This window comes from Gemmata sp. (genome assembly GCF_051859125.1).
GTDB lineage: Bacteria > Planctomycetota > Planctomycetia > Gemmatales > Gemmataceae > Gemmata.
This window is the reverse complement of sequence record NZ_JBHYGG010000245.1, coordinates 32672-56465: the sequence shown is the minus strand read 5'-3', so window position 1 is coordinate 56465 and position 23794 is coordinate 32672. Positions and strand designations below refer to the sequence as shown.

23 protein-coding genes are annotated in these 23794 nt (G+C 71.9%); 7 read left to right on the top strand and 16 right to left on the bottom strand.

Translation table 11 applies throughout. The features are described from left to right. Positions 1 to 81: 81 nt before the first annotated feature. The 9 genes from ACTIGN_RS20700 to ACTIGN_RS20660 all read right to left on the bottom strand — a co-directional run bounded on the left by ACTIGN_RS20700 (position 82) and on the right by ACTIGN_RS20660 (position 6670). Positions 82 to 1071, bottom strand: a complete 990-nt coding sequence (locus ACTIGN_RS20700; RefSeq protein ID WP_439627334.1) for a serine/threonine-protein kinase — start codon at positions 1069 to 1071, stop codon at positions 82 to 84. Positions 1072 to 1092: 21 nt separating this feature from the next. After that, complete coding sequence (locus ACTIGN_RS20695; RefSeq protein WP_439627332.1) at positions 1093 to 1746, bottom strand: V4R domain-containing protein; 654 nt, start codon at positions 1744 to 1746, stop codon at positions 1093 to 1095. Positions 1747 to 1772: 26 nt separating this feature from the next. Next, positions 1773 to 2252: a hypothetical protein gene (locus ACTIGN_RS20690; RefSeq protein WP_439627330.1), complete on the bottom strand. Its 480-nt coding sequence runs from the start codon at positions 2250 to 2252 to the stop codon at positions 1773 to 1775. 42 nt (positions 2253 to 2294) lie between these two features. After that, on the bottom strand, positions 2295 to 2798 hold the full coding sequence (locus ACTIGN_RS20685) for a hypothetical protein (RefSeq protein WP_439627328.1): 504 nt from the start codon (positions 2796 to 2798) through the stop codon (positions 2295 to 2297). A gap of 119 nt (positions 2799 to 2917) precedes the next feature. Then, complete coding sequence (locus tag ACTIGN_RS20680) at positions 2918 to 3247, bottom strand: hypothetical protein (RefSeq protein WP_439627326.1); 330 nt, start codon at positions 3245 to 3247, stop codon at positions 2918 to 2920. Between the two features lie 25 nt (positions 3248 to 3272). Continuing rightward, on the bottom strand, positions 3273 to 4085 hold the full coding sequence (locus ACTIGN_RS20675) for a V4R domain-containing protein (RefSeq protein WP_439627324.1): 813 nt from the start codon (positions 4083 to 4085) through the stop codon (positions 3273 to 3275). Between the two features lie 50 nt (positions 4086 to 4135). Next, positions 4136 to 4606, bottom strand: a complete 471-nt coding sequence (locus ACTIGN_RS20670; protein WP_439627322.1) for a 2Fe-2S iron-sulfur cluster-binding protein — start codon at positions 4604 to 4606, stop codon at positions 4136 to 4138. A gap of 29 nt (positions 4607 to 4635) precedes the next feature. Beyond that, positions 4636 to 5283, bottom strand: coding sequence for a biliverdin-producing heme oxygenase (locus ACTIGN_RS20665; protein WP_439627320.1), 648 nt, complete (start codon positions 5281 to 5283; stop codon positions 4636 to 4638). 31 nt (positions 5284 to 5314) lie between these two features. Then, the gene (locus ACTIGN_RS20660) at positions 5315 to 6670 is read right to left on the bottom strand and encodes a serine/threonine-protein kinase (RefSeq protein ID WP_439627318.1); all 1356 of its coding nucleotides are present in this window, start codon (positions 6668 to 6670) and stop codon (positions 5315 to 5317) included. A gap of 553 nt (positions 6671 to 7223) precedes the next feature. Between ACTIGN_RS20660 and ACTIGN_RS20655 the strand changes: the two genes are divergently transcribed. Continuing rightward, the gene (locus tag ACTIGN_RS20655; RefSeq protein ID WP_439627316.1) at positions 7224 to 7403 is read left to right on the top strand and encodes a hypothetical protein; all 180 of its coding nucleotides are present in this window, start codon (positions 7224 to 7226) and stop codon (positions 7401 to 7403) included. A gap of 30 nt (positions 7404 to 7433) precedes the next feature. On the opposite strand, the gene ACTIGN_RS20650 is transcribed toward ACTIGN_RS20655, so the two are convergent. Next, entirely contained in the window at positions 7434 to 8471 is a 1038-nt protein-coding gene (locus ACTIGN_RS20650) for an inorganic phosphate transporter (protein WP_439627314.1), read from the bottom strand. Then, entirely contained in the window at positions 8464 to 9111 is a 648-nt protein-coding gene (locus ACTIGN_RS20645; protein ID WP_439627312.1) for a DUF47 domain-containing protein, read from the bottom strand. The genes ACTIGN_RS20650 and ACTIGN_RS20645 overlap by 8 nt, the downstream gene beginning before the upstream one ends. Positions 9112 to 9293: 182 nt before the next feature. Between ACTIGN_RS20645 and ACTIGN_RS20640 the strand changes: the two genes are divergently transcribed. After that, on the top strand, positions 9294 to 10232 hold the full coding sequence (locus ACTIGN_RS20640; RefSeq protein ID WP_439627310.1) for a DUF1559 domain-containing protein: 939 nt from the start codon (positions 9294 to 9296) through the stop codon (positions 10230 to 10232). A 13-nt stretch (positions 10233 to 10245) separates the two neighbouring features. On the opposite strand, the gene ACTIGN_RS20635 is transcribed toward ACTIGN_RS20640, so the two are convergent. The 4 genes from ACTIGN_RS20635 to ACTIGN_RS20620 form a co-directional block, all read right to left on the bottom strand. Next, on the bottom strand, positions 10246 to 10941 hold the full coding sequence (locus ACTIGN_RS20635) for a 3-keto-disaccharide hydrolase (protein WP_439627308.1): 696 nt from the start codon (positions 10939 to 10941) through the stop codon (positions 10246 to 10248). Between the two features lie 128 nt (positions 10942 to 11069). Continuing rightward, positions 11070 to 14450 (bottom strand): PVC-type heme-binding CxxCH protein, encoded by a 3381-nt coding sequence (locus tag ACTIGN_RS20630; RefSeq protein ID WP_439627306.1) that lies wholly within the window; start codon positions 14448 to 14450, stop codon positions 11070 to 11072. A gap of 60 nt (positions 14451 to 14510) precedes the next feature. Further along, positions 14511 to 16076 carry a LamG-like jellyroll fold domain-containing protein gene (locus ACTIGN_RS20625; protein ID WP_439627304.1) on the bottom strand — a complete coding sequence of 522 codons (1566 nt, stop codon included), beginning with the start codon at positions 16074 to 16076 and terminating at the stop codon, positions 14511 to 14513. Further along, positions 16069 to 16599 (bottom strand): RNA polymerase sigma factor, encoded by a 531-nt coding sequence (locus tag ACTIGN_RS20620; protein WP_439627302.1) that lies wholly within the window; start codon positions 16597 to 16599, stop codon positions 16069 to 16071. The genes ACTIGN_RS20625 and ACTIGN_RS20620 overlap by 8 nt, the downstream gene beginning before the upstream one ends. Positions 16600 to 16793: 194 nt before the next feature. Between ACTIGN_RS20620 and ACTIGN_RS20615 the strand changes: the two genes are divergently transcribed. After that, positions 16794 to 17042, top strand: coding sequence for a DUF2934 domain-containing protein (locus tag ACTIGN_RS20615; protein ID WP_439627300.1), 249 nt, complete (start codon positions 16794 to 16796; stop codon positions 17040 to 17042). A gap of 148 nt (positions 17043 to 17190) precedes the next feature. Further along, positions 17191 to 17472, top strand: a complete 282-nt coding sequence (locus tag ACTIGN_RS20610) for a hypothetical protein (RefSeq protein WP_439627336.1) — start codon at positions 17191 to 17193, stop codon at positions 17470 to 17472. A 61-nt stretch (positions 17473 to 17533) separates the two neighbouring features. Here ACTIGN_RS20610 and ACTIGN_RS20605 read toward each other — a convergent pair whose 3' ends face one another. Then, positions 17534 to 18217 carry a TVP38/TMEM64 family protein gene (locus tag ACTIGN_RS20605; protein WP_439627298.1) on the bottom strand — a complete coding sequence of 228 codons (684 nt, stop codon included), beginning with the start codon at positions 18215 to 18217 and terminating at the stop codon, positions 17534 to 17536. Between the two features lie 294 nt (positions 18218 to 18511). Between ACTIGN_RS20605 and ACTIGN_RS20600 the strand changes: the two genes are divergently transcribed. Genes ACTIGN_RS20600 through ACTIGN_RS20590 form a run of 3 tightly spaced genes read left to right on the top strand, consistent with a single transcriptional unit; the run spans position 18512 to position 23753 of the window. Next, positions 18512 to 20704, top strand: a complete 2193-nt coding sequence (locus ACTIGN_RS20600) for a peptidase domain-containing ABC transporter (RefSeq protein WP_439627296.1) — start codon at positions 18512 to 18514, stop codon at positions 20702 to 20704. Next, positions 20704 to 22074, top strand: coding sequence for an HlyD family secretion protein (locus ACTIGN_RS20595; protein ID WP_439627294.1), 1371 nt, complete (start codon positions 20704 to 20706; stop codon positions 22072 to 22074). The genes ACTIGN_RS20600 and ACTIGN_RS20595 overlap by 1 nt, the downstream gene beginning before the upstream one ends. Positions 22075 to 22091: 17 nt before the next feature. Beyond that, entirely contained in the window at positions 22092 to 23753 is a 1662-nt protein-coding gene (locus tag ACTIGN_RS20590) for a TolC family protein (protein WP_439627292.1), read from the top strand. Positions 23754 to 23794: the final 41 nt, after the last annotated feature.

The window sequence follows — 23794 nt, the reverse complement described above, 5'->3', positions numbered from 1 at the left end:
AGGCCGGTGCTTGGGGACTTGCACACGCCCGGCCTCACAGAGGCCGGCTACAGAAGAAATACGGAACACCTCGATCCGGTCTCACCAGTTAAAGGCGTCGAGCACCTCGTTGATCGGGCCGAGACCCGCCGGGGGCACGGGCGCATCGGGCGCGGGCGCTTCCGGAGGCGCGCGTTCGCACGGGCTCCCGCGGGGCCCGGAGAGGGCCGCGGTCACCTCGGCGGCCGATGGCCGGTCGCCCGGTGCCTTCGCGAGCATCGCCTGGAGCAGCCCCGCTACCGCCGACGGGAGACCGCCCGGCAGCGGCGGCGCGGTCCACAGGTGGTGGGCCGCCAGCTCCTCGGCCGTCCCCAGGAACGGCACGTCCCCCGTGAGCAACTCCACGGCAACCACGCCCAGCGCGTACACGTCGCTCGCCGGGACCGCGACCCCACTGAACTGCTCCGGGGCCATGTACGCGGGGGAACCGGTCAGCCCGCGGAGCACCCCGCCGCCCATCGCGACGGTGTCCGTCAGCCCGAAGTCCGCGAGCTTGACGGGCGCACCGAAGAACGTGTGCGGGCGGGTGGCGAAGAGGACGTTCTCGGGCTTCAAGTCGCGGTGGGTGAACCCCCGCTCGTGCAGCGCGGCGAGCCCGCGCGCCACCTCGGCGACGAGCCGCCGCGCCTCGTCCGGGGTGGCGTGGTGGCCGGCCCGCCGCGCGCGACTGAGCGCCGCCCGCAGCGCCCCGCCGCGGCACAGTTCCAGGATGAGGTACCGCGTGCCGCCGGCTTCGAGCAGGTTCACGATGCGGACGACGTTCGGGTGCTCGACGCCGAACATGGCCCGCAGCTCGCGGTAGAAGTCGCGCCGCCGGCCGAGCTGCGGGTCGAGCCGCTTCACCGCGAGTTCCTCGCCGCTCACGCGGTCGGTCACCGACCACACGGTCGCGAACCCGCCGCGGGCCAGGAACCTCCGCAGCGCGTACCGCGTGCCGAGGTCACGCTCGACCAGCGCGCCCTCCCGCGCGACGGCGACGGGGTCCGGCGGGGCGAACCCGGTGAAGACTTCAGTGGGCGGCGTGACGGGCATGGTGCGGCCCCGGCCCGTGGGTTACGCCCGCACCGCGGCGAGTTCGGCGACCACCTGGTCGTGGTTCTTCCCGTTGGCGACCCACGCCCGCGCCCCGGCGAGGCGCGGTGCCAGCCCGGCGACGAACCGGCTCGCGGGCTCGCCGCACGCCTTGCACGACGTCTGCACGCAGTCCAACTCCTGGGCGAAGAGGCCCGACAGGAACCCCGCGAGGACGCCCGCGAGGAGCGAGTCGACGGGCCGGTCGCTGGCCCCCGAGAGGGCCGCGAAAATCGGCTCGTCCACCGTCGCCACGACCAGCCCCTGCTCGTGGCGGGTCAGGTCGAGGCGGACGTTCCCCCAGCCGTGGTGGCTGAACAGGTCGGCGAGGCACGCCTGGACCCGCGCGAGCGGCATCTCGCGGAGCGGCCGGCCGTGGAACGCGGACATCTCCTCCTCGAACCGGCGGGCGAGGAACCCGCCCCACTTGCGGCCGCACGCGGCGAACACGGTGTCGGCCGCCGGGCCGCACTCGTCCACGATCGCGCGGCGGAACCCGATGAGGAAGTCGCTGGTCAGGGCGACCAGGCGGGCCCCGGTGCGCGTGCGGGTCACGCCGCGGCGGACGTCGGTCCGGCAGTACAGGCCCTCGGCGTAGAAGTTTCCACCGGCCGGCTCGGCGCTGGGTGCGGGCATCGACTCGTCCTCGGGGTGCGGGGTGGTTAAACGGGGGCCGGGCGGGACACCGCCGTCAGCCGCGTGAGGTGCGGGACCAACAGGTCCGCGGCCGCGGCCGGGAGCGCCTCGCGGGCGGTCGCCGCGAGGAGCGCGAACAGGTCGTTGCTCGCCCCGGTGGGAACGTCCAGGAATTCGAGCGTCCGGCGGAGGGTGCCCGCGGCCCGCGCCTCGGCGTAGTCCGGGTCGTCCATGAGCACCCCGAGCGCCGCGGCGCGGACCACGACCCGCAGGTCGGCGGCCGCTTCGGGCCACCCGAGGTCGGCGGCCGGCCCGAGTTCGGGGTGGCTCTGCTCCCACTCCTTGAGCACCCGGGACGCGATCTCGCCCTCGGCCTCCTGAACCGCACGGGCCGCGGTGAACCGCGCGGGCAGGGACCGCGCGTAGTCCAGCACGTCCTTCTGCTGGTTCGGGTTCAGGTACTGGCTGTCGGCCTGGTTGACCGTCTGCACGATTCGGGAACTCACGCTCGGCTCCGGGTTCGAGGGGCGGTGGACGGGAGGTGGCGGTCAGTTCACCGCCTGGAGCACCGGTTCGGCGAAGTTCGACAGGTCGGCGGCCATCCGCTCCAGGTGCGGCCGGGCGCGATCGAACAGGTCGGGGGGCAAGTGGCGCCCGGCGGCGGCGAGCACCGCGCCGTACACGTCGCGGAACAACTGGGGCGTGTGGCCGGTGCCGCGGACGATGGTGCACAGCCACACGAACAGCTTCTCGTTCGGCGCGTCCGCGTCGCCGAGCACCATCCCGTGGACCGCGTACCGCAGCGCCAGGGCCATGTCGCGGGCGGCCTTCTCCCAGGCCCGGTCGTGCTGCGGGGCGAACCGCGCGTACCGCGGCTTCACCTGCTCGATCGCCTCGCGGACGATCTGCACCTCTTTCTGGGCGAGCAGGTTCGCGGCCTGGAGCCGCTTGGGCACACTCGCGGCCCACTCGAGGACGGCGCGCTCCTCCTCCGGGCCCGGGTACCGGCCGTCGCAGGCCGCCAGTGTCTTGATCGGTAACGAGTACAGCACCGCAACCTCCCGTGGTGGCTCAGGACCGAGAGAACCCCAGAGGACAGTCGGCCAGGAGCCGATGTGGCCCCGTTGCGCGCCTCTGGCGTCTGGGCTTCTGGCGCTCTGACCCCTGGCTCTCAGTCCCAGTTGAACTCATCGAGGAACGCGTCGACGGACATCGTCGGCGGGTCGACCGGCTGGTCCCGCGGGGCGGCGGCCAGCCGCGGGCCGTCCCAGGCGTTGGCCCAGTTCGTGCCGCTCGCGAACGCGGCGAGGGTGACCGCCCCCAGCCGCGGGCCGCGGGCCGGCGCGAGGGGCGAGGCGAACCGCTGGGCGTTCGCCCAGTTCGCCCCGGCCGCGAACCCCGCGAGGGTGGTCGCGCCGATGCGCGGCCCGCGGCGCGGGGCCGGTGGCGGGGCGACCGCGGGGCGGAACTCGGGGGCGTCGAAGGCGATCTCCGTCGGCATTGCAAGACCTCGCGTCGGGGAGGGGTCAGGCGGTCACCGCGCCGTTCAGCTTGCGGAGGATGTCCTTGAACGTGGCCCCCTCCTGCCGCCAGAACGCGGCCGCATTCACCCGCTTCTCGGTGGCGATCAGGAACTTGCAGTGGTCCTCGCCCATCGAGTAGCACTGGATCTCGATGGCCGAGAGCCGGCGGCGGGCCAGCACGCTGAACACGCCCGCGAACAGGCCGGCGTAGAAGTAGCACACCACCTTGCCGACGTTGCCGATCGTCTGCGCGACGGCCGACTCGTAGAGGTCCACGAAGATGAGCCCCTGCTTGCCCTGGCGGAGGTCGTAGTTCCAGTCGCCCCACCCTTCGAGCTTCAGCGGCCACCACCAGGTTTCCAGCAGCAGCCCCATCCGCATCTTGTTGACGGCCTGCTCGAACTCGGCCTGGACCCGCGGCACGAACGAATCCATGTCCTGGACGCCCCACTCGTACCCGCACTTGTACATCACCTCGCCGGCCGCGTCGCCGAGTTCGTCCTCGAGCCCGCCGAGGACCGCGACGACGAAGTCCTCGGTCACCCGGACCACCCGCTGGCCGTAGGCGTTCGTCACCACGCCGGCCGCCGGGTCGTGCTTGAAGAACTGGTCGTCGGTGAAGTGGTTGTGCCTGTACACCTGCTGCCCGGGGATGACGCGGATGCTCTCGCGGACCCCGCCGTCGACCCGCTCCTCGTCGGCCCGCGGGGTGCGTAGGAGCGTGAGCTGCTGGGCATCGGCCCCCTTCCCCCAGACCACCGCGAGGCGCTGGTCGGCGGGCTTCTCGGGGGCCGCGGGCGTGGCGGTCGTCGGCACGGTGGAACTCCTCGGAACGGTGGCGCTGGTGGTTCGGTGCGGGACGCGGTTCAGTCGGCGTCCTTGAGGCGGGACACTTCGGCTTGCAGGTGCTTCAGCTCTTCGAGCCGGCCGCGGGTGATGATCTTCCCCTGCGCGATCAGCACCGCCCCGGTGATCGGGTGGAGCAGGTTCTTGGCGGCCCGGGTGCCGAGCAGGCTCATGAGGTCCTCCGCCCGCTCGACGTACATCCCCTCGGGGAGCTCCACCACGACGCCGTCGCCGAGTACCCGGCACTGGCACGCGAGGCGGCTCGACGGGTCGGCCCCGGTGATGAACGCGAGGGTCCGCAGCTCCCGCTGGGTCCGCGGCGTCACCCGGTCCATCCCGGACTTGACCTTGACGTGGCACGTCGCGCACACGCCCTTCCCCCCGCACGACATCAGCACCTTCAGGTCCTTGGCGAGCAGCGCCTTCAGGACGTCGGTGTTGGTGGGGACGGCGAGCGACTCGTGGATCGGCTCGAGGGTCAGCGTTTTCATGGGCGCGGCTCGGGTGCGGGGGTGCGGGGTCAGGCCACGGCGGCGGGCGCGGCCGCACCGGCGGGCAGCCCGGCGTACAGCGCCACGAGGGTCCGCATCGTGGCGACCGCGGCCGCGAGGGCGTCCGCCTGCTGCTCGTCGGTGAGCGGCGCGGCGGCGAGGGCCGCGCGGAACCGCTGCCACTCCTGCGGCCGGGTCGGGATGCCGTCGAGGTGGTAGTCGAGCCCCGCGCCCGGGCGGCGGTCCACGCGCAGGGCCGGCGCGAGCGACCGCACGAGGACCATCGAGCCCATTCGCGACCCCTCCAGCACGTACAGCGGCCCGAGTAGCGCCCACGGCCGATCGGCGGCCCACCCGGCCAGTTCCCCGGCGAACGCCGCAACCGCGGCACCGGGCTCGACCGCCGGGAGGCTCCCGAGCGCGACGAGGTCCGCGGCGATGAGCGTGCTGCGCGTCATGTGCCCGGGGTGGAACAACGCGGCGACCTCGCGGCACTCGGCCGCGGCGATGCCGAGCGCGGCCTCCACCGCCGCGTGCAGGTGGTACAACTCGCGGAGCCCATCGGCGTAGGCGTCGCGGTCGATCGCGCCCATGGTCATGGCCCGCGCGAACGGGGTGTCCTCAATCGCGGTGTGGTCGGTCGCAATCGCCTGGCGAATTCTGTCGGGGAGCGTCACGCCTCGGTCTCCTTGGCTCGTGGTGGCAGCGTCAGCCGCCGGTCTTGCGGAACAACCAACTCATGAGGGACGACGGCCGCTGGGTGGTCAATCCCGGTACCGGAAGCACCTCGGCCCGCGACGGGGCCGCCCCGGGGCGGGCGAGCCCCTCCAGTTCCGCGAGCAACTCGCCGTACGAGCCGTACCGGGCCGCGGGGTCCTTCGCCATCATCCGGGTGACGACCTCCGAGAGGTCGAGGTCGACCTGCCCGGGCGCGGCCTCGTGTGCGGGCGTCAGGGGCGCGGTCGCGTGCTTGAGCAGCATCTCCCGCGAGTTCCGGGCGGTGAACGGCATCACCCCGGTGACCGCGTGGTACAGCGTGGCCCCGAGCGAGTAGATGTCGGAGCGGAAGTCGACCGCGTCCCCCCCCCGGGCCTGCTCGGGGGACATGTACGCGCACGTGCCGATCGGGCCGGCGGCACCCTCGGGCCGGTCGAAGTCCATCGCGAGCCCGAGGTCCGCGACCTTCACCACCCCGGACCGGGTGAGGAGGATGTTCGCGGGCTTGATGTCGCGGTGGACGATCGACAGCTCCCAGGCCGCGGCCAGCCCCCGGGCCGCCTGGGTGACGACCTCCAGGGCGCGCTCGGTCCGGAGGCCCCCGGTCTGGACGATCAGTTCGGCGAGGCTCGGACCCTCGACCAGTTCGAGCACCGCGTACGGCCGCCCGGAGCAGTCGAAGTCGAGGACGCGGACCACGTTGGGGTGGTTCAACCGGGCGAGCAGTTGCGCCTCGTTCCGCAACTCGCGGTGCTGGCCGTCGTCGCCCCCGTCGTCGGTCTGCAGCACCTTGACCGCCACGGGCACGTTGAGGGTCGTATGTAGCGCCGAGAACACGGTGCCGCGGCCGCCCCGTCCAAGAACCCCGGTGAGGAGGCACTTCCCGAGCGTCGCCCCGACGTCCGGCATGTCCCACGACTTCGACGCGGGCGGGGTCGCGAGTCGTGCGGTCCCACCGGTCGGTCCGGTCGAGGGCAACTCGGTCGCCCCGCGCCGGGTGCGGGGCGCGGTCGAGGCACTCGCGTCGCGGACCGGTGCCGTTGGCGCTGCCGGCCGCACCGCCGCACTCGAGGTTGACGCGAGACCGGGGAGGTCCCCGGCGCGGAGCCGAGCGAGCCCCCCCGGCGCGAACAGCGCGGCCGGGTCGGCCGACGCGATGAACCCCTTGCTCATCAACTCGAGCGTGCGAACCGCGGCCGCGTGGAACACGCCGACCTGCACCAGAGCGCTCACGACATCGCCGTCTTCCCTTCGTGACGCAGCCCACCGCACGACCTGGTCCCGGCCCGGGGCGTCGAGGTGTCTGCTGGATGAGAGTAGGTCGAGCAGGTAGTCCGTCGGGGGCATCGATCTTGCTCTGTGCGAGCCACAAGCTGGGTCCGCGGTGTCAGAAAACTCCTGACGCCGGGGTGGTGCGGGGAGGAGCGTCACAACCCGATGTTAGGCGGGCCACCGGGAGTTCTCCCGTGAGCCAGGGATTTTTGATGACTTCGCGCCACTTGCGAACTCTGTACTGCTGCGGCGCAAAGCGAACGCCACGTTCTTCGGGATCTCCACCATGTCGAACGAACGAATAGTTAGAAATTACTTCATCTATTTTTGAGACAGAACTATCGATCTCTCTCCTTCTGTTTCAGTGTTCTCCCCGCGTGGCCCCACCGGTGCTGCACCGCAAATTCCCCTTGTGGAGAAAAACCGAATGTGTAGATTTAATGAAGTGTAGATGTCGAAACAGGGTAGATAGACTCGATGAAGTCCCTCTCCCGGGAGTGCGAGTGAGTCGAACCGACCACTGGTCGAAACGAAGAACGACTGAAAGGGGCACGAGATGGTTGGGCTCGAATGGGTGCGATGTGAGGGCTCCGGGACCGGCGACCGGTCCTCAGCCTTCGCGGAACGGGTGACCACGGTTGCCGCGGTCGCAGGGGCCGTTTTCGGTGCGGTGGGCGGCGCGGCCGCGGCCTCACTGGCGGGCGGGTACTACACCACCGCGGCCGGCTCGCTCGGGGCCATGCTCGGGAGCGGGTGCGCCGCGGCGGTCGCGTGGTGCGTCGTCCCGCAGATCAGTTCGCGCGGGTGATCGGGCCGCGCCCGGCCCCCGGGCCGCTGGTCAGTCGAAGAGCCAGTGCAGGACGAAGTACGTCGCCGCCGAAACGGCCGCCGAGATCGGGATGGTCAGCACCCACGCCCAGAGCATGCTCTGAGCGACGCCCCACCGCACGGCCGACACCCGCTTCGACGCCCCGACCCCCATGATGCTCGACGAGATCACGTGCGTCGTGCTCACCGGCGACTTGAGCCACGTCGCGAGCATGATGACGATCGCCGCCGAGGTCTCGGCCGCGAACCCGTTGATCGGCCGCAGCTTGATGATGCGGTGCCCCATCGTCTTCATGATCCGCCACCCGCCGGACGCGGTCCCCAGGGCCATCGCCGCCGCGCACGACACGATCACCCACACCGGCACCGACAGGTCCGCCGCGTGCCCCTGACCCGCCGCGTACGCCACCAGCGCCAGCGTGATGATGCCCATCGACTTCTGGGCGTCGTTCGACCCGTGGGCGAACGCCATGAAGCCGGCCGAGAGCAGTTGCAGCGAGCGGAAGTTGCGGTTCACCGTGGACGGCCGCCACCGCCGCACGACCCAGAGCAGCAGCACCATCAGGACGAACCCGCCCACCATCCCGCACAGCGGCGACAGCACTAGCGCCTTGAGGGTCAGCACCACGCCCTTCGAGGTGAGGAGCCCCCACAGCGCGTCGCCGGCCCCGTCGCCGTGGACGACCCGGTGGCACCACACGGCCCCGACCAGGCCGCCGATGAGCGCGTGCGAGGAGCTGGACGGGATGCCGTAGTACCACGTCAGCAGGTTCCACAGGATCGCGCCGAGCAGCGCCCCCGCGACGACGAGCTGGGTGATCGACGCCGGGTCGGCGATGTCGCCGCCGATGGTCTTGGCCACCCCCACGCCGACGAACGCGCCGACGAAGTTGCACCCCGCCGCGAGCAGCACCGCCGTGCGGCCCGGGAGGACGTTCGTGGACACGACCGTGGCCACCGCGTTCGCGGTGTCGTGGAACCCGTTGATGTAGTCGAACACGAGGGCGAGGACGACGACGACCACGAGGATGGTGAACGTGCTACCCATTCTTCACCACCACCGATCGGATCAGGTCCATCGCGTCCTCGCACTGGTCCACGCCCTCTTCGAGGCCGAACAGCATGTCCTTCTGGCGGACCAGTTCGACCGGCGGGGTGTTCCCGTCGAACAGCGCCGCGATGGCCCTGCGGTACACCGCGTCGGCCTCGTTCTCGAGCGCGTGCAGCGCGAGCGTCGGCCCCCTCACCGAGTCCGGGTCGGCGAACTTCCGCAGCCCGCGGGCGGCCCGGGCCACCTCCCGGGCGCAGGCGACCATGATGCGGACCAGGTGGTTCATCGGGTCGGTGAGCGCGTCGAACCGGAACAGGGCCGCGAACGCCGCGGTGTGCTCCATGCCGTCCACGACGTTGTCGAGGACCTTGGTGAGCCGGGCCAGGTCCTCGCGGTCGATCGGGGTCACGAACGTGCGGTCGATCTCCATGTACAGCCGCTGGCACACGCCGTCGGCCTCGGTCTCGATCGGCTTCAGGCGGGTGGCGACCGCCTCGATGCGGTCGCGGCCGGTCGCGCCCTCCAGCTCCGCGAACACCGCCGCCCCGGCCTCGATCTTGTCCGCGAGTTCTTCAAGCAGGTCGAAGAACTGCGTCTGGCGCGGGATCAGGAACCGCACGAGGCGGTCGAGGAGCATGTGAGCCTCCGGGGGGCACGGGGTGGGTGAGAGTGATCCTATGTCCCGGCGCCGCCCCGGGCGACGGGTGCGTGCCGGGCGCCCCGCGCCGGGCGTGTGAAAAAAAGTTGGCGGGCCTCCGCGGGCGATTACGCACGTACTGGCACGGAGACACCCACGCACCTTCCAACCCAGAAGGCGTTATGCGCACCCGCCCCGCCCGACGCCCCGCCCGCCCGGGGTTCACGCTCATCGAACTGCTCGTCGTCATCGCGATCATCGCGATCCTCATCGGCCTGTTGCTCCCGGCGGTCCAGAAGGTCCGCGAGGCGGCGGCCCGGATGAAGTGCTCGAACAACCTCAAGCAGCACGCCCTGGCGATGCACAACTACCACGACGCCACCGGCCACCTGCCCCCGGGCATCGCCACCGCGCTGATCGGACCGGACGGGGTGGCGACCGAGGACCGCCGCTTGTGGGCGCACTACCTGCTCCCGTACATCGAGCAGAACGCCCTGTGGAACGCGATCGAGTCCGCCCGGCAAGCGGGCAACACCATGAACGGGATGTGGTTCCTGCCCGGCAACCCGCAGGCGGTCATGGTTCCGACGTGGCAGTGCCCGTCGGACCCGAACGGGGGGAAGAGTACGACGTTCGCGGGCAACCAGGGGGTCCACGGGAACTACGCCGCGTGCGCCGGCTCGACGGCGTACAATGGCACGACCGCGGGCGGGACGGGGCTGAACGGAATGTTCTACTCCGCGTCCCGGCTCCAGCTCCTCGGGGTGACCGACGGCACGAGCAACACGCTGATGGTGAGCGAGATCCTGCTCTCGCCGGACGTGACCGCCCACGACGTCCGCGGCCGGTACTGGAACCAAGCCCGGAGCGGGGGCTCGCTGTTCACGACGCTCAACGCGCCGAACAGCCCGACCCCCGATGTGATTAACCACTGCCAGAGCACCGCGACCGCACCGTGTACCAAGTCGGACAACAACCAGAACTCGTCGGCCCGCAGCGCCCACACCGGGGGCGTGAACGCGGCGATGGCCGACGCCTCGGTGCGGTTCGTCACGAACGCCGCCGCGGGGTGGCAGGTCGGCGGCACCCGCGGCGGGGGCGAAGTTCCGGGCGAGTGGTGACCGCGCCCGCCGCTCACGGCTGCTTCGTGCCGGGGGGGTCCTCCTTCAGCGTCACGTTCCGGAACTCGATCGCGTGGCCGTGGTTCTGGAGGAGCAGGTACCCGGTGCGGGGGCGGTCCTTGATCGCCCCCACGGCCACCTGCTCCACGTCCTGCACGACCCGGCCGTTCAGCGTGACCTTGAGCCGCGGCCCGCGGCACTCGACCTCCAGCACGTTCCACTCCCCGGCCGCCTTCGCCGCGTTCTCGGCGGGCGCCAGCACGCCGTAGAACGCCCCGCTCGAGGTCGTCGACGGCTCGGCACCGGCGTCGTCCTGGATCTGGACCTCGTACCCCGTTTTCGACGGGAGCGTCTCGTCGGGCCGGCCGTTGTACGGGTTCGGAACGCGGACGCAGACGCCGCTGTTGCACCCCTTCGACACCCGGTACTCGAGCCGGAGGGTGAAGTCGCCCAACTTCTTGTCGTACCGCAGGAACCCGCAGTTCCCCTTCGACCCGTCGCACGTCACGACCCCGCCCTTGACCGACCACGTCTTGACGTCCGGGTGCTTGGCCTTGAAGAAGGAGTGCTGCTCCTCGACCCACCCGGCCAGGTCATCTTTGGGGAACAGTGCGTCGCCCTCCGCGGCCGGGGCCGGGGCCGGGGCCGGGAGCACGAGCGCCGCGGCCAGCGCGGCGAGAACGAGGCGAGCGGAACGGGTGGCCGCCATGAACGGGCTCCGGAAGGGGCGGGGCCGGCCGCACGGCCGGCCCCGGGGTTCGAACGAACTACGAACTACGAACGAACGCGGGGCGGCCGCACCGGCCCGCCCCGCTCGACCGCGACGCGGCCCGCGTGCTACTTGAGCGACGCGAGGAACTCGACCACGTCGAGGAACTCGACCGGCGACATCGCGGCCCCGAGCCCCTCGGGCATGCTGCTCTGCTTGAGCGTCTGCCGCGACTCGATGTCCTTGACCTTCACCGTGCGCTTCTCCTTGCCGTCGAAGATCACCAGCTCCTCCTTCGTCTCGCTCACGAGCAGGCCGCTGACGGTCTTCTCCTCGACGGTGATCACCTTCGTCGTCGAGAACTTCGGGTCCACGTCGGCGTTCGGGTCGATGATCGACTCGACGAGCTTGAACCGCGACAGCCGCTTGCCGACCTTGCCCTTCCCTTCGAGGTCCACGTCCATCGCCGGGCCGTAGTTCGCGCCCTCGCCGAACACCTGGTGGCACGCGGTGCAGTTGCGGCGGAACACGGCCTTGCCGTTCTCGGCGCTGCCGCCCTTCATGTCGGCGAGCGCCTGCATGGCCTTGTTGCGCTCCTCGGCCGACTTCTGGTCCTTGCCGAGCAGCACCTGGAGGTACGGGATCGCCTGCGCGCCCTTCTTGTCCGTGGCGAGGACGCCGTCGAGGAACTTCTTGGTGGCGTCGTCCTTCGCGAGTTCGCCCTTGATGAACGCCTGCCGCCACCCGCCGATCGTCGCCGCGAGGGCCGCGTCGGCGGTGTACTGCACGTAGTTGTCGGCCGGCTTCACCTTCGTCGCGGCGAGGACGGCGGCCGCCGAGTCGGCGCTGGCGAAGAAGCTGAGCCCGCGGACCGCCTCGGTCCGCACCCGCGGGTTCTCGTCGGTCGCGGCGGCCCTGAGCAACTCGAACGCCCCCGCGACGCCCTCGCGGCCGTCGGCGGCGACCCGCACGGCGGCGGCCCGCGCGTCGTGCGTCTTCGCGGCCAGCACCTGCTTCAGCAGGTCGGCGTCGATCGCGTGGTGCCCCTGGAGCACCCACAGCGCCTCGCACCGCAGGCGGTCGTACTCCTTGTCGGCGGCGTCGAGCTTGCCGACCCACGCCTTCACGGCGGCAACGACCTCGGCGGTCGGCCGGTCGCGCAGCTCGGCCCGCGCCCGGTACCGGGTCCGCCACTCGTACTCCTTGAGCTGGTCGAGCAACTCGCCGACCGGCTTGCCGAACTGCGTCACCGGCTTGAGGAGCGGGTTCTCCTTGTACACGAGCCGGTAGATGCGGCCCGCGGCGTGGTCCCGGTTCGGGTCCCGCTGGCTGTACTGCATGTGGCCGATGAGCGGGTTGGCCCAGTCGCCGAACCACAGCGCGCCGTCCGGGCCGACCAGCGGGTCCACCGGGCGGAAGTGCTTGTCGGTGGACTTCAGCAGGTCGAACGCGGTCTTCGGGTCCTTCGGGTCGGTGCGGACGCGGGTGCCCTTGTACCCGCCCCCGTCGTCCTCGAACGTCCACCGCGGGATGCCGTTCGTGTTGATGACGCAGGCGTAGATGAACTGGCCCTGCACGTCCTTCGGCAGGTGCCGGCTCACCAGGAACTCGCTCCCGACGACCGGCCGCATCCCCTCGGTGTTGAACACCGCGTTGATCCCCTTGCGGCCGGTGAACTGCGCGCCGGACAGCGGCGTGTCCCAGTGCTGGCTCGCGCCGGTGCCGTCGCCGCAGAACCCCTGGCCCCACTCGTTGAACACGTAGCACCACGGGTTCCCGTACCCCGGCGTGTTGAAGTGCCGGATCTTGAGCGACCGCGGGTCGAGGACGTAGCTGCCCGAGCTGCCGAAGTTGCGGAACGGCCCCCACGGGGTCTCGACCGCGGTGCTCATCGACACGCCCTCAAGCATGTGCAGCAGTCCGCCGGGGCTGAACTCCCAGGCGTTGATCGTGTGGTGCGTGTCCTCGGTCGCCCACCCGTCGATCAGGTGGACCACGAGGTCGGCCTTGCCGTCGCCGTCGGTGTCCTTGAGGAACAGCAGCCGCGGCTGGTCGACGACGAGGACGCCGCCGTTCCAGAACTCGAACCCGGTCGGGCAGTGGAGCTTGTCGTAGAAGACCGTGGACTTGTCCGCCCGGCCGTCGCCGTCGGTGTCTTCGAGTGTCAGCAGCTTGTCACTGGGCCGCGGGTCGCCGGGCCTCCACATCGGGTACGACGGCATCGTCGAGACCCACAGCCGGCCCTTGTTGTCGAACCCGAGCTGCACCGGCTTGGCGAGTTCCGGGAACCGCTTCTCGTCGGCGAACAGCTTGACCTCGAACCCGTCGGGCACCTTGCACGTCTTGACGAACTCGTCGGGCGGCAGGATGCGGGGGCCGGCCTCCTGGTCCTCACTGTACTTCTGCCGCGGCTCGCCGAACCGCGTGGGCGGGGTGAACAGCTCGCCCGTCTTGCTGTCGTCGGGCTTCGCGGCGACTTGCTTGCCCTGCGCCAGGTCCCACACGTACCGGTCGCGGACCGCGGCCATGTTGCGGAGCTTGACGAACTCCCGCGGAAACGTCTCGGTGTCGAACGTGCGGCGGCCGCCGTACACGTACCACCCGTTCACCATGCGGTAGTCCTGCTGGTGGACCCACGACTTGTCGTTGACCGCGGCGCGGAGCTTCTCGAACTCGGACGTGCCCGGCTTGGCCGGGTTCGCCCCGCCGAACAGCCCCGCGTCGAGCGCGGCCGCGGCGACCGCGTCGCCGGCCTCGTTGGCGTGGCACCCGTTGATCGTGTACTGCATCCCGGGCTTGGCGGTGAACTCCTTCAGCGTCGGCTCGTACACGTCCACGAAGGCGGCGCCCACCTTCGCGGCGACGTCCTTAGCGGCAGCGGCGTACAGCTTCAGGTTCGCGTTCTCCTTGGTCCCCTCGGGCAGGTTCGGGTCGCCGGTCGGCTCGAACGCCATCGGCGAGACGATCACGAACCGGGGCTTGCTGCCGGCGTCGTCCCGCGGGTACTTGGCCGCGTACTCGTCGAGGAGCTTCTCGTAGTCGGCCTTGAACTTCGCGACCCCCTCGGGGCCGGCGAACGACTCGTTGAACCCGAAGAGGCACACGATGGTGTCCGGGTTGAACGCGAGCATCGGGTCGCCGAGCTTGGCGTAGTCGCTCGGCCGCTGGCGGAGCGCCACCTCGTCGGCCGGGCGGGCAAAGTTGCGGACCACCAGCTCCTTGCTCGGGAACCGGGCGTGCAGCAGCGCCTCGAAGTGCCCGAACAGGTTGAACCGCTCGGCCGTGCTGCCGCCGACGAGCGCGACCCGCTCGTTCGGGACGAGTTCGAGCGGGAGCTTGCTCTCGGGCAGAGCGGCCTTCTTGGGCCGCGGCGGGAGCTTCAACAGCTCCTCGGCCTCACCCTTGGGCTTCGTCTTGGGCTGTTGCAGCGGGGCGGCAACGGCGAACCAGGCGACGGATAGCGCCGCCGCGGCCAGCACGCCGGCCCATCCGGGTCGGGAGAGAGTCATCAGGGTTCCTCGGAAGAGGGAATCGTTGGGAGGTTGAGAGCGGGTCAGTGGTCGGTCGGGTCAGTGGCCCAGGGCGTGCCGCCGGACCTCCTCGTCGGACAGCGCGCGGGAGTACGCGGCGAACTCGTCCATCCGGCCGCTGAAGTGGCGGACCGGGACGTTGTCGGCCCGGGTCGCCGCGTTCCAGTTGCCCAGTTCGGCGCGGCCGGGCTTGAGCGGCACCTCGGCCCTGATCTCCCCGCGGCTCAGGGGGAGGCCGTCCGCGTAGTGCGTCACCCGGCGCGCGTCGGCATCGTACACCACGGCGAGGTGGACCCACTGGCCCAGGGTGTTCGGGGTGAACACCCGCGGGCTGTCGTAGTCCGTGTGGCGGGGGCGGGCGGCGACCCCGAGCCGGACCCGGCCGTCGGACAGCACCTGCCAGTGGACGGCGCCGGGCGCGAAGGCGTCGCTCATCATCAGTGAGTTGAACGTGCGGTCGAGCCCGCCGACCCGCACGCGGGCGAGCAGCGTCAGCGACCGGACCTCGCCGGGGTACGCGAGCCGGACCCGGTCGGCGACGCGGCCGAACTCAAGCGCCCCCTTCCCCGGCCAGTGGCCCTCGGCCCGCTCGCACCCGACGACCGTCCCGGCCCCGACGGTCGAGCCGTTGGTCGCGACGTTGGCGAGGCTCCGGCCGGCGTTCGGCCCCTCGAAGTCGAAGCGGACGATGAGCGCCGGGTCCGCGTTCCACGCCCGGGCCGCGGCCTCCCACCGGCCCCGCTCCAGCACGGCGGCGTTGACCTCGCGGCGGTCGAGGTCGGGGCGGGTCACGAACCCGGTCGCGTCGGCCGGGATGCGCTGCTCCGGGGCGTTCGCGGCCACGGCCACTCCCTCGCCGGTCGTCAGGTCGCGCTGCCCGGCGGTGCCGTGGAGTTCGACCTTCCCCTGGAACACGTGGACCTCGGCCCCCCCCGGAGTAACGGACAGGCCGAACGCGGTGCCGCGGTCCACGAGCGCGCCCTGCGGGGTGCCGACGCGGAACCCCGCGGCGTGCGGCGGCACCTCGGCGGTGAGCCTGCCCGACTTGCAGTACGCCTCGTCGGCCGATACGAGCCGGAACTCGGCCGGGCCTTCGAGGACCACCCGCGCGCCGCTGAAGAACTCGACCTCGGCGAGCCCGCCCGTGAGCCTGAGCCACCCGGGTTCGAGCGCCGCGCCGACGGTCGGGCCGCCGGCCGGTTGGTCCCACTTCGCCCCGACGGTGCGCGTGAGCACGGCGACGGCCGCGGTGGTCTGCTCCTCGGCGGCGGCGACGGGAAGCGGCCCACCGGTCGGGGGCGCGAGCCGAAAGACGACGAGTGCGATGGACGCCGCGACGGCGACGCCCGTCACCAGCCACGGGAGGCGCCGCGCGCCGCGCCCGGCCCGCACCGCGACCGGCGCGGGGGCCGCGGGAGCGACCGACGCGGCTCGCCCGGCGAGGTCGCGGAGCTTCGCGTCGACGGCAAACTGGTCGAGGAGCTCGGACCCAAGGTCCGGGTGCGATTCGAGGAGGGACAGGAGGCGCGCGGCCTCGTCCTCGGTGAGCGAGCCGGCGAGGTAGCGGGCGAGGAGTTCGTCGAACCCCGGTCGCGGGTCAGGCATCGGGGGCCTCCCGGTTGAGGGACCGGCTGATGCAGTCGCGGAGCTTCTCGCGGACGCGGCTGATGGCCCGGCACACGGTGTCGGCCCGCGTGCCCAGGTGCTCGCCGATCGCCGCGGCGGACCGGTCCGCGAAGTAGTACTGGTCGATCAGCTCGCGGCTCTTGTCCGGGAGCCGGTCGAGGCACCGCCTCAGCGCGGCGAGTTCGTCGTCGTACTGGGGCTCGGCGTCGCGCTGCTCGGCGAGCCGGTGGACGTGCTCGGCGAGCCGCCTCAGAACGTCCGGCATCTCGCGGGTCCGCTCGCGCCACAGGCGGAGCGCGACGGTCCGCGTCATCGCGGCGAGCAGCGGGCGCACGTCGGTCGTGAGGTCGCGCTCGCCGGCACGGGCCAGGAACTCCACGAGGACCTGCTGGGCGACGTCGTCGGCCAGCCCGGGGTACGGCGCGTGCCGGAGCGCCACCCCGCGGACGAACCCGGAGTGGGCGAGGAAGAGCTGTGCGGCTTTGGCAACGTCGGACGCCATCGTGTCCCCCGGTGGTCACTCACTTCCCGCAGCACCGCCCGAAACCGGACCACCAATCGGGCGGATTCCCGATAAACGCCAGAACTCAGCGCCCCGGCACTCCGCTTGCACGACCCCCGCAACGCACCGTTCCGAACGCGGACGATTCCCTTTACCCCGACACGGGACCACAGCACAGCACTGGAGAGGTGTCGATGAGCAAGCACCACAGGGGCCCCGCCGCGGTGGCCCGGCCCGCTCCCGAGACGGCCGAACCGAACCACGCGCCTCCGGTCGAGAGCGCAAACGGGGCCGATCACGGCACCCGGGGCGGCGTCTCCCTTGAAGAAGCGATCCGCGTTCGGGCGTACCAGAACTGGGAGCGGGCCGGGCGGCCCGAGGGCGACGGGGTCGCGTTCTGGCTCGAAGCCGAGGGGGAACTGACGGGCGCACCGACCGGTTGAGGCCGGTTCCGGTCCCCTTCGGGTGCGGTCGCGAATTCCCTCCGGTCTTTGGTACTGAATCTGCGACTCCGTTCCCGGACCGGCACTGTGACCGCCGGCCCATTTACGAACGGAGAGCACAATGAACCCGACCATGACGCGAACCGGAATGCCTGGGGGAGCGACCGAACGCACCGGCGGCACGAGCGAAGCCGTCAAGCACTCGGAGGGCCCGGTCGCCCGGGGCATCGAAGAGTACACGGCCCAGTTGCCGTCCGACACGTTCCTGTGGGCCGCCGGCGCGTCGATCGCCGGCTCGCTGACCCTCATGGCCACGGGGAACCGCCACGGCGCACTGTTCGTCGGCCAGTGGGCACCCACCTTCCTGCTCCTCGGCATCTACAACAAGATCGTGAAGGTCGCCGGCTCGGACCGGATCCACAAGTCCTGACACGACCACGCCTCACACGCGCGACCGGGGCCGGGGCACCACGTGCCCGGCACCGGTCTTGTCACTTCGGCTCCCCAACTCCCGCCGCCTCGCGGCGCGAAAACGCTCGTCGGATGAGAAGCGGAACGACGGCCAGGGCCGCGAGCGCGGCCAGAACCTGCGGCGAGACGATGTCGTCCGGCGATTCGACCGAGGCCAGCTCGGCCCCGACCCGCGTGGAGAGGAACGCGTACGGCAGCACCCCCAGGCAACTGACCGCCGCGAAGGTGCGGGTGCGGATCGGCGTCAGTGCCATGAGGACGTTCACGAGGAAGAACGGCACCGTGGGCATCATCCGCAGGGTGAACAGGTAGTACGCACCGTCGCGCTCCACGCCCCGCTGGACGCGCGAGAGCCACTTCCCTTCCGTCCGCCGCACACGGTCGCGGAACAGCACGCGGGTCGCCAGGAACGAGACCGTGACCCCGGTCGTGTACGCCAGGCACGACGCGAGCAACCCGAGCGGGACACCGAACAGCGCGCCGCCGAGGAGCGTCATCACCGTCAGGACCGGAAACGGGAGCGACGCGGCGCAACCGAACACGAGGTAGAACGTCGTCAGTGCCGCGAACAGGTTGCGATCGACCCGGGCGCGCCACCCGGCGAGGTGGGCCTGCACCGCGTCCCACGCGGTCGCTTGAGACGGCCCCAGCACGACCGCCGCGACCACCCCGGCCGCCCCGAGCGCGAGCGCTATACCCCGCACGACCTTCCGCCGCGTGACTCCTTGAGCCGCGTGTGCCGCCGGGTGGGGACTGTCTGGTGCGCCGGGTCGGTCCACCGCTTCACTCTCCGTAACGAGCCGCATTACCGTATTTTACGCACCGCGACTGCTGCACGCAGGCTCGCGGACCCACGGCAGCGCAACCGGTGGTCGAGGGCGGCGTGTCCACGTTCTGGCCACCCGACCGAGCGGTTCCTCGTGGTTCCGGGCTCGTCGCCCGGGTGGTACGCAGTCTAACATGACGGGAGTGCTGCTCGCTGACTCGCGGAGGCCGGAATGGGAATCGCGACCCCCGACACACCCGCCGAGACCGGCGCCATGGCCGTGCTCGAAGCGCTGGTCGCCGCGGCGGGCGGCACGTTCGATACGACACGGGCCGCCCAGGCGCTCCGCACCGCGGCCCGCGAGATCCCCCCGACCACGCCGCGGGCCGCCCGGCTCCGACTCACCGACGCGGCCGGGGCGTTCGGGGTGCAACTGGCCGGCTGCCCGTTGTCGGTCACGGACGCGATCCGGTACATCGAGCACGAGGGGGCGCTCGCCGTCTTCACGGTGACGGCGGACGGGTCGGCGAAGTGGTTCGTGCTCGTCGAGGCGAAGGGCGGGTCCGGCCGCCTGGCCGATCTCGGGCGGCCCGAGGACAGCGGGTGGCGGACCGCGGAGGAGCTGGCGGCGGCCCTGGGCGCGGCCGGGCCGGACGCGGTCATCGAGTGGCTCCTCGCCCGCCCCGCCGCCCCGATGGCCGCCGCGGCGCGGGCCGCCGCGGACGCGCCGCACGGTGCCACACCGCACGACGACCACGCCGGGCACGCCGGGCACCACATGCCCCCGTTCCGGAGGCTGCTCGGCCTGCTCCGGCCCGAAGTGGGCGAGATGTGGCTGGTGCTCCTGTTCGCCGTCGGGGTCGGGGCGTTCTCGCTCGCCACGCCCGTGGTCGCGATGGCCGTGGTGAACACCGTCGCGCTCGGGACGCTGGTCCAGCAACTCCTGGTCCTGTGCCTGGCACTCGCGGTGGCCCTGTCCCTCGCGGGGGCGCTCACGTTCCTCCAGGTGGTCGTGGTCGAGTTCATCCAGCGGCGGGTGTTCGTCCGGGTCGCGGCCGACCTCGCGCACCGCCTGCCGCGGGTGGACCTGCGGGCGTTCGACCGGCAGCACGGCCCCGAGCTGGTGAACCGGTTCTTCGACGTGCTGACCGTCCAGAAGTCCGCCGCGACCCTGCTCCTCGACGGGATCACGATCGCGCTCCAGGTACTCATGGGCCTCCTCCTGCTCGGGTTCTACCACCCGTACCTGCTCGCGTTCGACGTCATCCTCGTCGCGGCACTCGTGGTGCTGTTCGCGGCCCTGGGCCGCGGGGCGGTGGGCACGGCGGTCCGGGAGTCGATCGCCAAGTACAAGGTCGCGGGGTGGATGGAAGAGGTCGCCCGGCACCCGATCGCGTTCAAGATGGCCGGTGGGCCGCGGCTGGCCGTCGAGCAGACCGACGGCCTGACCCGCGAGTACCTCCTCGCCCGGTCCGCCCACTGGCGCGTCCTGATGCGCCAGATCGGGTTCGCCCTGTTCCTTCAGGTGGCGGCGAACGCCGGGCTCCTGGCCGTCGGCGGCATCCTCGTGGGCCGCGGCGAGCTGACCCTCGGCGAACTCGTCGCGGCCGAGATCATCGTCACCCTCGTGGTGGCGACGTTCTCCAAGCTCGGGAAGCAACTGGAGGCGTACTACGACCTGCTGGCGGCGGTCGACAAGCTCGGGCACCTCCTCGACCTGCCGCTGGAGCGCGGCGGGGGTGAGCGGCACCAGGCCCGCGGGGCCGGCGCGAGCGTGACCGTCCACGACGTGACGCTCAGCTACGCCGGGCAGCACGTCCGGTCCCTGTCGCACCTGTCGCTGGCGCTGCGGCCCGGCGAGCGGGTCGCCCTCGTGGGGGCCAACGGGGCCGGGAAGAGCACCCTCGCCGACCTGCTCTACGGGCTCCGGTCCCCGGACAACGGGTGGGTCGAGGTCGACGGGGTCGACCTGCGGACCGTGCGCCTGGACACGCTCCGCGAGCACGTCGCCATCGTCAAGGGGATCGAAGTCATCGAGGGGACGGTCCTCGAGAACGTGCGCCTCGGCCGCGACGGCGTCACCGAGGCCGACGTGCGGGCGGCGCTGCGGAACGTCGGGCTCCTGGACGTCGTCCTCCGGCTCCCGGGCGGGCTGCACACGCAGCTGTGGACCGGCGGGTCCCCCCTGTCCTTGGGGCAGGCGAACCGCCTGATGCTGGCCCGGGCCGTCGTCGGGCGGCCGCGGCTCCTGATCCTCGACGAGGCCCTCGACCACATGGACGCCGACATCCGCGACACCGTCCTCCCGACCGTTCTGGGGGCGGACGCCGGGTGGACCCTCCTTATCGTCACCCACTCGGACGAGGTCGCGAAGCTGTGCGACCGGGTCGTCCACCTCGACCGCCCGACAGGGAAGGACCACTAATGGCCGCGACCCCCGCCCCCGCCACGCTCCCGGCGATGACCCTCGCCCGCACCCCGCGGTTCCTGCGCCGCGGGGCCTGGTCGCTGCTCACCCTGTTGCTCGTCCTGGTCCCGTCGCTGGGGCTCACCCCGTGGGTGCAGACGGTCCACGGGACCGGTCGGGCGATCGCGTTCAAGCCGTCCGAGCGGCCGCAGTACGTCGCGTCCCCGATCGAGGGCCGGGTGAAGAAGTGGCACGTCGTCGAGGGGGACCGGGTCCGGGCCGGCCAGCTCCTCGTCGAGCTGGTGGACAACGACCCGATGATCCTGGAGCGGCTCCGGGAACAGGAGACCCTCGCGCTCCAGCGGCTCACCCTGGCCGAGGGCCGGGTGGCCGATCACGAGAGCCGGCTCGCGTTCATCAAGGGGGAGCAGGAGGTGCTCGTCGCCGAGGCCGGGTTCCGGATCGAGCAGGCCGAGGCACAGGTTCTCGTCGCCCGCCAGGAACTGCTCCGCGCGCGGTTCGACCTGAAGCGGGAGGAACAGGCCTTCGACCGGCTGAGCCGCCTGTCCACCAGCAAGGTCGGCGAGGTCGTGTCCCGGGACCAGGTGGAGGAGGCGGAGCGGAAGCGGGACCTGGCCGGCGCCCAGGTGCCGCTCGTCGAGGCGCGGATCAAGCTGGCCGAGAAGACCCTCGACGGGTCGAAGGCCCAGCGGGCGGCAACCGAGCAGCGGACCAGCGCCACGATCCAGACCGAGGAGGCGGCGGTCAAGTCGGCCCGGAGCGAGCAGGCGTCCGTGCGGCAGCAGTACAACACGATCCGGACCCAGGTCGAGCGGCAGGCGAACCAGCGGGTGTACGCGACGGTCGACGGGACCATCTTCCGCGTCCTCGCCAACGCCGAGGCGGGCGGGCAACTGGTCCGCCCCGGCGAGCGGCTGGCCGTACTCGTGCCCGACATCAAGGGCGAGGGCGAGGGCTTGACCCCGGACCCCCACCCCGGTATTGTCGCCGAACTCTACATCGATGGGAACGACCTCCCGCTGGTCCGCGTGGGCGACCGCGTCCTCCTCCAGTTCGAGGGGTGGGCGGCGGTGCAGTTCGCCGCGTACCCCGAGGCCGCCGTGGGCACGTTCGAGGGCCGCGTGTACCTCGTGGACCCGACGGCCGACGGCCAGGGGTCGTTCCGCATCCTGGTCGAGCCGACCCCGGGGGCGGCGTGGCCCGACGAGGCGTTCCTGCGGCAGGGGGTCCGCTCGCAGGGGTGGGTCCTCCTGGGCCAGGTGCGCCTGGGGTACGAGGTCTGGCGGCTGCTCAACGGGTTCCCGCCGGCCCGCGAGGTGAAGACCAAGGAACCGCGGCAGCCGCTCGGGCCGGTCCAGCGGAAGTGACAGTTGGGGGAGCACTCATGACGGTGCGGCCACGGACGGCCTGGCGGTTCGCGTGCGGCGGGGTGGTCCTCGCCGGGCTCGGTTGCGCCACGCAGTCCCCCCTGCCCCCCGGCGCGTTCGTGCGCGGCCCGGTCGAGGTCCCGCAGATCCCCGCCCCCGCGCCCCCGCCCCACCTCCCGGAGCCGCCGGCCGCCGACCCGAAGCCCGGGGCCGCCCTCCGCCCCGGCTCCGCCCAGGACGCCCCTCTCGCCCTGCGCGAGGTCCTGTCCAGCGTCGAGGCCGCGTTCCCGCTCCTCTACGCCGTCGAGCAGGAGCGGCAGATCACCGCGGGGCAGCGGCTGTCCGCCGAGGGGCAGTTCGACCCCGTGGTGCGGTCCCGCGGCGTGGACCAGACCGGCTCGTTCGCCAACGGGGTTCTTGACACCGTGGTCGAACAGGCGACGCCGTTCGGCGGCGCCTCGGCGTTCGCCGGGTGGCGGCTCGGGATCGGGAACTTCCCCGTCTACTACGGCGAGCGGAAGACGGGCGAGGGCGGCGAGTACCGCACCGGGGTGGTGGTGCCGCTGCTCCAGAACCGCGACATCGACGTCCGCCGCGCACGGCTCCTCGCGGCGCAGATCACCGAGAAGGCGGCCGACCCGATCGTCCGCCGGGCGCGGCTCGACTACTTCCGGGCCGCGGCGCAGGCGTACTGGGTGTGGCAGGCCGCCGGCGCCCAGTACCTCGTCACCCAGGACCTCGTGCGGCTCGCCCGCGAGCGCCAGGCGCTCCTCGACGAGCGGCGGAAGCAGGGGCTCGTCGGCGAGTCGGTCCCGGTCCTGAACCAGCGGCTGATCGCCGGCCGCGAGGAGGCCCGGCTCGGGGCCGAGCGGCAGCTCCAGCAGGCGGCCGTGCGGCTCTCGCTGTACCTCCGCGACTCGGCCGGGAACCCGGTCGTGCCGTCGTCCGAGTGGCTCCTGCCCACGTTCGGCGACGCGACCCCGCCGCGGCCCGACATCGGGCAACTGGAGGCCGACGTCGCCGCCGCCCTGGTGCAGCGGCCGGAGTTGGTGCGGTTCCAACTGGAGAAGGAGCGCCGCGCGGTCGAACTCAAGCTCGCCACCAACCAGCTCGCTCCGGTGCTCAACGCCTACGCCCAGGTCGCGCAGGACGTCGGGGCGGGGAAGAAGACGCTCACCGGCACCGGGTCGTTCGCGTTCGACCGGACGACGTCGGAAGTGGGGGCGACGTTCGAGATGCCGCTCCCGTTCCGGAACGCCCGGGGCCTGTCGCTGACCGCCCGCGCGCAACTTGCGCAGCTGCTCGCGCAGGAGCGGTACGCCCGCGACGAGATCACCTCCCAGGTACAGGACGCCGTGTCGGAGTTGGTGCAGACCTACCTGCGGATCGAAAAGGCCCGCGAAGAGTTGCGGCTGGCCGTTCGGGTGCTGGAACTCGACACCGAGTCGTTCCGGGCGCGGCAGACGAGCCTCGTGGACCTGAACCTTCAGGAAATCGCGGCCGCGGAGGCCCGCGCCAAGGTGGTGAACGTGCTGGGGGCGTACCAGGCGGCCGTCGCCAACTACCGGGCGGTCATCGGGATCGAGGCGGCCGCCGGCGGAGCGGTCCTGCCCCGCACCGAGCCGGAGCCCGTGCCGCCGGTGAAGCCGATGCCGCCGCCCGTCGAGCCCAAGCCCTGACTGCGGGCGGTATCAACGCGAAGGGGCGGCGCGAATCCGCG

What these genes read in the sequence shown, in the direction of transcription:
- ACTIGN_RS20700 (WP_439627334.1), bottom strand. Translation starts at nt 1,071, where the DNA reads ATGCCCGTCACGCCGCCCACTGAAGTCTTCACCGGGTTCGCCCCGCCG.
- ACTIGN_RS20695 (WP_439627332.1), bottom strand. Translation starts at nt 1,746, where the DNA reads ATGCCCGCACCCAGCGCCGAGCCGGCCGGTGGAAACTTCTACGCCGAG.
- ACTIGN_RS20680 (WP_439627326.1), bottom strand. Translation starts at nt 3,247, where the DNA reads ATGCCGACGGAGATCGCCTTCGACGCCCCCGAGTTCCGCCCCGCGGTC.
- ACTIGN_RS20670 (WP_439627322.1), bottom strand. Translation starts at nt 4,606, where the DNA reads ATGAAAACGCTGACCCTCGAGCCGATCCACGAGTCGCTCGCCGTCCCC.
- ACTIGN_RS20660 (WP_439627318.1), bottom strand. Translation starts at nt 6,670, where the DNA reads ATGCCCCCGACGGACTACCTGCTCGACCTACTCTCATCCAGCAGACAC.
- ACTIGN_RS20650 (WP_439627314.1), bottom strand. Translation starts at nt 8,471, where the DNA reads ATGGGTAGCACGTTCACCATCCTCGTGGTCGTCGTCGTCCTCGCCCTC.
- ACTIGN_RS20645 (WP_439627312.1), bottom strand. Translation starts at nt 9,111, where the DNA reads ATGCTCCTCGACCGCCTCGTGCGGTTCCTGATCCCGCGCCAGACGCAG.
- ACTIGN_RS20640 (WP_439627310.1), top strand. Translation starts at nt 9,294, where the DNA reads ATGCGCACCCGCCCCGCCCGACGCCCCGCCCGCCCGGGGTTCACGCTC.
- ACTIGN_RS20635 (WP_439627308.1), bottom strand. Translation starts at nt 10,941, where the DNA reads ATGGCGGCCACCCGTTCCGCTCGCCTCGTTCTCGCCGCGCTGGCCGCG.
- ACTIGN_RS20630 (WP_439627306.1), bottom strand. Translation starts at nt 14,450, where the DNA reads ATGACTCTCTCCCGACCCGGATGGGCCGGCGTGCTGGCCGCGGCGGCG.
- ACTIGN_RS20625 (WP_439627304.1), bottom strand. Translation starts at nt 16,076, where the DNA reads ATGCCTGACCCGCGACCGGGGTTCGACGAACTCCTCGCCCGCTACCTC.
- ACTIGN_RS20620 (WP_439627302.1), bottom strand. Translation starts at nt 16,599, where the DNA reads ATGGCGTCCGACGTTGCCAAAGCCGCACAGCTCTTCCTCGCCCACTCC.
- ACTIGN_RS20615 (WP_439627300.1), top strand. Translation starts at nt 16,794, where the DNA reads ATGAGCAAGCACCACAGGGGCCCCGCCGCGGTGGCCCGGCCCGCTCCC.
- ACTIGN_RS20610 (WP_439627336.1), top strand. Translation starts at nt 17,191, where the DNA reads ATGCCTGGGGGAGCGACCGAACGCACCGGCGGCACGAGCGAAGCCGTC.
- ACTIGN_RS20600 (WP_439627296.1), top strand. Translation starts at nt 18,512, where the DNA reads ATGGGAATCGCGACCCCCGACACACCCGCCGAGACCGGCGCCATGGCC.
- ACTIGN_RS20595 (WP_439627294.1), top strand. Translation starts at nt 20,704, where the DNA reads ATGGCCGCGACCCCCGCCCCCGCCACGCTCCCGGCGATGACCCTCGCC.
- ACTIGN_RS20590 (WP_439627292.1), top strand. Translation starts at nt 22,092, where the DNA reads ATGACGGTGCGGCCACGGACGGCCTGGCGGTTCGCGTGCGGCGGGGTG.